The following is a 3,122-nucleotide window of genomic DNA, read 5'->3' as shown; positions in this document are numbered from 1 at the left end:
CAAGTGCCAGCCGCATCCGATGCTGAAAGTGGAGGCCTGCGGCGCCAACGCGACCACCCAGATCAAGCGTTCGGATTTCAACATGGGCAAGAATGCGCCCTACGTGAGCGACGAGGTGACGCTGACCCTGGCGATCGAAGCAGTCAAAGAGCAGCCGGCCGCGCAATAAGACGGGCGGGGCGGCCTCCGGTAAAATGCCGGTTTGGCCGTCCGGAACACCGCCTCGTGGAACCCCATCAACTCGAACTGCTAGCGCCCGCGCGCGATGCCGACATCGGCATCGCGGCCGTCGACCACGGCGCCGATGCGGTATACATCGGCGGCCCGTCGTTCGGCGCGCGCGCCTCAGCCTGCAACGAGATCGCCGATCTCGCACGGCTGGTCTACCACGCGCACCGCTTCAACGCGCGCGTGTTCGTCACCCTCAACACCATCCTCGCCGACAACGAACTCGAACCGGCGCGCCGGCAGATCCGGCAACTCTACGATGCCGGCGTCGACGCGCTCATCATCCAGGACATGGGCCTGCTGGAACTCGACCTGCCGCCGATCCAGCTGCACGCCAGCACCCAGACCGACATCCGCACCCCGCAAAAGGCCCGCTTCCTGCAGGACGTCGGGCTGTCGCAAATCGTGCTGGCGCGCGAACTCGATCTGAAACAGATCGCCGCCATCCGTGCCGCCACGCGGCCGGAAACCACCCTGGAGTTTTTCGTCCACGGCGCGCTGTGCGTCGCCTACAGCGGCCAGTGCTACATCAGCCACGCCCACACCGGGCGCAGCGCCAACCGCGGCGACTGCTCGCAGGCCTGCCGCCTGCCGTACCAGGTCACCGATATGGAAGGGCGCATCGTCGCGCACGACAAACACGTGCTGTCGATGAAGGACAACAACCAGAGCGGCAACCTCGAAGCCCTGATCGACGCCGGCATCCGCAGCTTCAAGATCGAGGGCCGCTACAAGGACATGGGCTACGTGAAGAACATCACCGCCCATTACCGCACGCTGCTCGACCAGATCATCGAACGCCGCCCGGAATTCGCGCGCGCATCGAGCGGCCGCACCACATTCGCCTTCACTCCCGACCCCGAGCAGAACTTCAACCGCGAGTTCACCGACTACTTCGTTGGCGGCCGCCGCGACGACATCGGCGCGTTCGACACGCCGAAGAACCCCGGTCTGCCGATCGGGCATGTGAAGAAGGTCGGCGACAAATGGGTCGAGATCGAGACCGATTCGCCCGCCACCGTGCTCAACAACGGCGACGGCCTGTGCTACTACACTTTGCAGAAGGATCTTGCCGGGCTGGCGATCAACCGCGCCGAAAAAGTGGGCGAGGGCGCATGGCGGGTGTTCCCGAAGGACCCGCTGGCAAGCTTCAAGGATTTGCGCGCCGGCACTCCGGTCAACCGCAACCGCGACATGAACTGGATGCGCCTGCTCGACCGGCCCTCCAGCGAGCGCCGCATCGGGGTGTGGCTGCGGCTGGAGGAAACCGCAGCCGGATTCGCGCTGACGCTGACCGACGAAGACGGCCACAGCGTCACGGAAGAAGCAGCGCATGGCAAGGAGCCCGCCAGGGACACGGCCAAGGCCGAGTCCGGCTTGCGCGAGCACCTCGGCAAGCTTGGCGCTACACACTTTGCCCCGATGGGTATCGCGCTGGAACTGACGCAGCCCTGGTTCATCCCCGCGTCCTTCCTCAATGCCCTGCGCCGCGACGCCGTCGCCGCGCTGGAAGCCGCGCGTGCCGCGGCGTACCGGCGCCCCCCCCGCGCGCAGGCAGTCGAGCCGCCGGCGATCTACCCGGAGGACACGCTGAGCTATCTGGCCAACGTCTACAACCACAAGGCGCGCGATTTTTACGCGAAACACGGCGTCCAGGTCATCGCCGCCGCCTATGAGAGCCACGAGGAAACCGGCGACGTCTCGCTGATGATCACCAAGCACTGCGTGCGCTATTCGCTCTCCCTGTGCCCGAAGCAGGCCAAGGGCGTCACCGGCGTGCAGGGCACGCTGCGCGCCGCGCCGCTGACGCTGATCAACGGCAGCGAGAAACTCACCCTGCGTTTCGACTGCAAGGCGTGCGAAATGCATGTCGTCGGGAAACTGAAGCCGGCCATCGCCAAAAGCGGGGTGCCGCTGACGTTTTATAAAACCGGCCCCAATCCGGTCGGGGCGCGGGGATGAGCCGGCCGGCGGGCAGACGGGCCCGGCAATCTGCTTATGGCGTGCGCTGCGGCAGACTTTCCGCCAGTTTCGCCATGAATGCCGCATGCTGCGCCTCGGCCTCCTGAAACGCCGCAATCAGCTGTTCGGCATCCCTGGCCAGGCGGCTTCCTGCAGGCCCGCTTTCGACTATCGGGCTGCCCCAGGCGGTGTTCATCGCATCGACGGCGTCCCACGCGGCCTTGTAACTCATTTTCATCGCCTTGGCAGCCTTGGAAATGGACCCGGTTTCGCGAATGCGCTGCAGCAGTTCGACGCGTCCGCGTCCGAGGAAGTTTCTGCCGTCCAAGGTCAGCCAGAAGCGGCCATCGGCCTTGAGCATGGAATTCATGGGTTCCAGTTTAACAAAGAGGCGGCGTAACAAACGACCATTGTTATCCCGCTGCAGGCGCCTAAAAATAAGGTTCTTAATCGAAGGAGATGATCATGAAAAAAATACTTGCCGTGTGCGCGATGCTCTGCCTGCCGTTTTCCGCCCTGGCCGCAGAAAGCTACACCGTGCTGTTCAAGACCCAGGGGACGTTCCAGGACGTGCGCGATTCGCTGCAGATGGCGATTGAGGGCAAGGGCCTGAAAATCACCAACACCAACAAGATCGCCGCGATGCTGGAGCGTACCGGCAAGGATATCGGCGCCACCCGGCAGGTGTACGGCGACGCCGAGCAGTTCGAATTCTGCAGCGCCACGATTTCGCGCCGGATGATGGAAGCCGATCCGCACGCGATCATGATGTGCCCCTACAGCGTGGCGGTGTACACGATCCCCGGCGACAAGGCAGTCTACATGGCCTACCGCAAGCCGGCCGCAACGAAAAACCCCGCGCTGAAAAAGGCGCTCGGCGAAGTCGAGGCGCTGCTCACCGAGATCATCAAGGACGCGATGTAAACGCTTGA

At 64.2% G+C, this 3,122-nt stretch carries 4 protein-coding genes; 3 read left to right on the top strand and 1 reads right to left on the bottom strand.

The window, feature by feature from the left end; translation table 11 throughout:
- Window positions 1–169: YceI family protein (locus tag BGO62_RS03030; protein WP_296639173.1), on the top strand; the 169-nt coding region annotated here is incomplete at its 5' end.
- 56 nt (window positions 170–225) lie between these two features.
- Window positions 226–2,190 (top strand): U32 family peptidase, encoded by a 1,965-nt coding sequence (locus BGO62_RS03025; protein WP_296639171.1) that lies wholly within the window; start codon window positions 226–228, stop codon window positions 2,188–2,190.
- Between the two features lie 34 nt (window positions 2,191–2,224).
- Here the strand turns inward: BGO62_RS03025 and BGO62_RS03020 are convergent, their stop codons facing one another.
- A complete protein-coding gene (locus tag BGO62_RS03020) occupies window positions 2,225–2,560 on the bottom strand; it encodes a LysR family transcriptional regulator (RefSeq protein ID WP_296639169.1) in 336 nt (111 codons plus the stop codon).
- Window positions 2,561–2,655: 95 nt separating this feature from the next.
- Between BGO62_RS03020 and BGO62_RS03015 the strand changes: the two genes are divergently transcribed.
- Window positions 2,656–3,114 (top strand): DUF302 domain-containing protein, encoded by a 459-nt coding sequence (locus tag BGO62_RS03015; RefSeq protein ID WP_296639167.1) that lies wholly within the window; start codon window positions 2,656–2,658, stop codon window positions 3,112–3,114.
- The last annotated feature ends 8 nt before the right edge of the window (window positions 3,115–3,122 follow it).

It is taken from the genome of Thiobacillus sp. 65-1402, assembly GCF_001897685.1.
Lineage (GTDB): Bacteria > Pseudomonadota > Gammaproteobacteria > Burkholderiales > Thiobacillaceae > Thiobacillus.
This window is presented reverse-complemented; position numbering and strand designations above follow the sequence as displayed.